The organism is Amnibacterium sp. (genome assembly GCF_025463795.1).
GTDB lineage: Bacteria > Actinomycetota > Actinomycetes > Actinomycetales > Microbacteriaceae > Amnibacterium.
The window spans coordinates 1-4,513 of record NZ_JAODBE010000186.1; the positions used below are offsets into that span (position 1 = coordinate 1).

Sequence of the window (4,513 nt, forward strand, 5' to 3'; positions counted from 1 at the left end):
CGCCCGGCGGCGAGGCCCCGCAGGCCCCGCAGGCCGCGCAGGCCCCCGAGGCCCCTTCGAGCACCCCGTCGACCGCGAGCGCGATCCCGCGTCCGCAGCCGCGTCCGGGCGCCCCGCGTCCCGGCAACAACCCCTTCGCGTCGAGCCAGGGCATGGGCCGCTCTCCCGTGCCGCGTCCCGGCAACAACCCCTTCGCCTCGAACCAGGGCATGCGCCCCGGCGGTGGCGGCGGCGCGACCAACGGCATCCCGCGTCCCGGCGCTCCGCGTCCGGGTGCACCCCGTCCCGGCGCTCCGCGTCCGGGTGGTCCTGGCATGGGCGCTCCGCGTCCGGCCGGCTTCGGCGCGCGTCCGGGTGGACCCGGCGCTCGTCCTGGTGGAGCCGGCGCAGGTGCACGTCCGGGTGGCGCGGGCGGCGGCTTCCAGCGTCCGGCGGGCGGCTTCAGCGGCCCGCGTCCGGGTGGTGGCGGCCGTGGTCGCGGTCCCGGCGGCGGCACTGCCGGCGCCTTCGGCAAGGGCGGCGGCAAGTCCCGCCAGCGCAAGTCGAAGCGGACGAAGCGCGCCGAGTTCGAGATGCGGACGGCCCCGACGCTCGGTGGCGTCAGCGTCCCGCGCGGCGACGGCAGCACGATCATCCGGCTGCGTCGCGGCGCGTCCATCACGGACTTCGCGGACAAGATCGACGCGAGCCCGGGCAACCTCGTCACGGTGCTGTTCCACCTCGGTGAGATGGCGACCGCGACCGAGTCGCTCGACGAGGCCACGTTCCAGGTGCTGGGCGAGGAGCTCGGCTACCGGATCGAGATGGTCTCGCCCGAGGACGAGGACCGCGAGCTGCTCGAGGGCTTCGACATCGAGTTCGAGTACGACGAGGACGAGGAGGATCTCGAGATCCGGCCGCCCGTCGTGACCGTCATGGGTCACGTCGACCACGGCAAGACGAAGCTCCTCGACTCCATCCGGAACGCGAACGTCGTCGCCGGCGAGGCGGGTGGCATCACCCAGCACATCGGTGCGTACCAGGTGTGGACCGAGCACGAGGGCTACGAGCGCGCGATCACCTTCATCGACACCCCGGGCCACGAGGCGTTCACCGCCATGCGTGCCCGTGGTGCCCAGGTGACCGACCTCGCGATCCTCGTGGTCGCCGCCGACGACGGCGTGATGCCGCAGACCGTGGAGGCGCTGAACCACGCCCAGGCGGCCGGTGTGCCGATCGTCGTGGCCGTGAACAAGATCGACAAGGAGGGCGCGAACCCGGCGAAGGTCCGGCAGCAGCTCACCGAGTTCGGTCTCGTCGCGGAGGAGTACGGCGGCGACACGATGTTCGTCGACGTCTCGGCGCGGAACAACATCGGCATCGACAACCTGCTCGACGCGGTCCTCCTGACCGCCGACGCGGGTCTCGACCTGCGGGCGAACCCGGAACGGGATGCGCGCGGTGTGGCGATCGAGGCGCGGCTCGACAAGGGCCGCGGTGCGGTCGCGACCGTGCTCATCCAGGCCGGCACCCTGCGCGTCGGGGACGCCATCGTGGCGGGCACGGCCTACGGCCGGGTCCGTGCGATGACGGACGAGAACGGCGTCGCCCTGGCCGAAGCGGGTCCGTCCCGTCCGGTGCAGGTGCAGGGCCTCTCGACGGTCCCGCGAGCGGGCGACACCTTCCTCGTCACCGAGGAGGACCGCACCGCCCGTCAGGTCGCCGAGAAGCGTGAGGCCGCGGAGCGCAACGCGCAGCTGGCGAAGGCCCGCAAGCGCATCTCGCTCGAGGACTTCATGGGCCAGATCGAGGCCGGCAAGGTCGACTCGCTGAACCTGATCATCAAGGGTGACGTCTCCGGTGCCGTCGAGGCGCTCGAGGAGTCGCTGCTGAAGATCGACGTCGACGAGAGCGTCCAGCTGCGGATCATCCACCGCGGCGTCGGTGCGGTCACCGAGTCGGACGTGAACCTGGCGACGGTCGACAACGCGATCATCATCGGCTTCAACGTGCGGCCCGACCCGAAGGCCCGTGAGCGCGCAGCGCGCGAGGGCATCGACGTCCGCTTCTACTCGGTGATCTACTCGGCCCTCGAGGACGTGGAGAACTCCCTGAAGGGGATGCTCAAGCCGGAGTTCGAGGACGTGCAGTCGGGTCTCGCCGAGATCCGGGAGATCTTCCGCTCGTCCAAGTTCGGCAACATCGCGGGTGTGCTGGTCCGCAGCGGCGTGATCACGCGCAACGCGAAGGCCCGCGTCATCCGCAACGGGGTGGTCGTCGGGGACAACCTGGCGATCGAGTCGCTGCGTCGGTTCAAGGACGACGTCACCGAGGTCCGCACGGACTTCGAGGCCGGTATCGGCCTCGGTCGGTTCAACGACATCCAGATCGGTGACGAGATCGAGACGATCGAGACGAAGGAGAAGGTCCGGGTCTGACCCGGTCCTCCTTCATCGCGCGGATCCGGAGTTCCTGAGCGACACGCCGCCCCTGCTCCTGCGGGGGCGGCGTGTCGTCGGATTTCTCCGGAACGGCGCGATTTCACCGTTGCTGAAGTGAAGAAGGGAGCCCACCCATGGCCGACCACGGACGCGCCGCGAAGCTCGGTGACCAGGTCAAGGAGATCATCGCGAAGCGGCTCGACAAGGGGCTGCGCGACCCGCGCCTCGGCTTCGTGACGATCACCGATGTTCGGATGACCGGCGATCTCCAGCACGCGGCGGTGTTCTACACGGTCTACGGCACGGAGCAGGAGCGCGAGGACAGCGCTGCGGCGCTCAAGGCCGCGACGGGGATGCTGCGCACCGAGGTGGGCAGGAACATCCGCACCCGGCTCACGCCGACGCTCGAGTTCATCCCGGATGCGATCCCCGAGAACGCCGCCCACGTCGCCTCGCTCCTCGCGGAGGCGCGCGAGCGGGACTCGGCCGCTGCGGCGCTCGCCGCCGCCGCCGAGTACGCGGGCGACCCCGACCCGTACGTGCAGCCGCGCGATCGCGCGGACGACGACGAGGAATGAGCGGGAACCGGGCCGAGCGTCGTGCCGCCGGGCGCGGTGGTGGCCCGGAGCGCTCGCCGAACGACGACCGGTACGGCCGTCGGCCTGAGCGGCGCGCCCTCGCGCCGGCGGTGCTCGCCGCGATCGTGCTGCTGGCCGGTCTGGCGCTGCTCGGCACGGACGGCTTCCTCTGGATCCGTTACGCCGTCGCGATCCTCAGCCTGATCGTCGCGGTGTTCGTCTGGCAGGCGCGGCAGTGGCCGTGGCTGCCCGGCCCGATCGTCGTCGCGGTGCTCTGGAACCCGGCGGTCCCGTTCCAATTCGCCGGCACGGCGTGGGCGATCGGCCAGCTCGCCGCCGCGGCGGCGCTCGTCGTCACCGGCGTCTTCGCCAGCAGGCCGCCGGCGGCCCGCTAGCCCGCAGGCAGCCGCCAGCCGCCGTCCGCGCGTTCGGCGAGGCCGTCCGCCGCAAGGCCGGTCAGCACCCGCTCCCGGACGATCGGATCCGCGATCACGGTGGCGAGCTCGCGGTCCGTCACCGGCAGGTCGCTCGCGCGGAGCTCGGCGAGCACGAGGCCACGCCGCTGCCGGTCCGAGCCCTCGAACCGGGCCTGCCGTCGTGCGGGCGGCCCCTCAGCCGGCGGGTAGCCGGCGGCACGCCACGCGCAGGTGGCCGCGAGCGGGCACCGACCGCATCGCGGGGCCCGCGCCGTGCAGACGACGGCGCCGAGCTCCATCACGCCGGCGTTGAACGCGCGCTGCGCCGCGAGGTCCTCCGGCAGCAGCGCTGCCATCGCCGGCAGGTCCCGTCGTGCGTTCGGCGCCCCGGGCTGCGCGACGCCCGCCACCGCACGGGCGAGCACGCGGCGCACGTTCGTGTCGACCACGGGGTGCCGGGAGCCGTGAGCGAAGACCGCGACGGCTCGCGCGGTGTAGTCGCCGATGCCCGGCAGCGCCAGCAACGCGTCGACGTCCTCCGGCACGCGGTTACCGTGCCGCTCCGCGATCGCCGTCGCGCACGCGTGCAGGGCCAGCGCCCGACGCGGGTAGCCGAGCCGGCCCCACGCGCGCAGCACCTCGGCCGGCGGCGCCGTCGCGAGGTCGGCCGGTGTCGGCCAGCGCTCCAGCCACGCCTCGAGGATCGGCACGACCCGCGACACGGGCGTCTGCTGCAGCATGAACTCCGAGACGAGCGTGCCCCAGGCGCTGAAGCCGGGCCGTCTCCACGGCAGGTCCCGGGCGTTGGCCGCGAACCAGTCGATGACAGCCATCGAGTCCATGCCGACCAGGGTATGGATTCACGTCCGCGTCGCTACGCGAGCCGCTTCTCGAGGAACACCCGGTCGTGCCCGGTGTCGCCCGTGCGCGAGGTCTCGCGGAAGCCGCGACGGGCGTAGTAGGCGAGGTTCTCGTGCATCCAGGCGTTCGTGTACAGCCTCACGACCTCGAGCCCCGCGTCCCGCGCCTCCTGCTCCGCGCGACCGAGCAGCAGGCCGCCGATCCCGTGGCGCTGCGCGTCGGGGTGCACCGCGAGGTT

The 4,513-nt window shown here is 72.6% G+C and carries 5 protein-coding genes; 3 read left to right on the forward strand and 2 right to left on the reverse strand.

Annotation, left to right across the window (positions count from 1 at the left end):
• From infB to JWQ92_RS15720, 3 genes are all read left to right on the forward strand, one after another.
• Positions 1-2,417: translation initiation factor IF-2 (gene infB / locus JWQ92_RS15710; RefSeq protein WP_297345405.1), on the forward strand; the 2,417-nt coding region annotated here is incomplete at its 5' end.
• A gap of 137 nt (positions 2,418-2,554) precedes the next feature.
• A complete protein-coding gene (gene rbfA / locus JWQ92_RS15715; RefSeq protein ID WP_297345406.1) occupies positions 2,555-2,998 on the forward strand; it encodes a 30S ribosome-binding factor RbfA in 444 nt (147 codons plus the stop codon).
• On the forward strand, positions 2,995-3,393 hold the full coding sequence (locus JWQ92_RS15720) for a DUF6804 family protein (RefSeq protein WP_297345407.1): 399 nt from the start codon (positions 2,995-2,997) through the stop codon (positions 3,391-3,393). Before rbfA ends, JWQ92_RS15720 begins: the two co-directional genes overlap by 4 nt.
• Here JWQ92_RS15720 and JWQ92_RS15725 read toward each other — a convergent pair.
• On the reverse strand, positions 3,390-4,256 hold the full coding sequence (locus JWQ92_RS15725) for an A/G-specific adenine glycosylase (RefSeq protein WP_297345408.1): 867 nt from the start codon (positions 4,254-4,256) through the stop codon (positions 3,390-3,392). The two genes, JWQ92_RS15720 and JWQ92_RS15725, sit on opposite strands and share 4 nt — an antisense overlap.
• Before the next feature lie 32 nt (positions 4,257-4,288).
• Positions 4,289-4,513: N-acetyltransferase (locus JWQ92_RS15730; RefSeq protein WP_297345409.1), on the reverse strand; the 225-nt coding region annotated here is incomplete at its 5' end.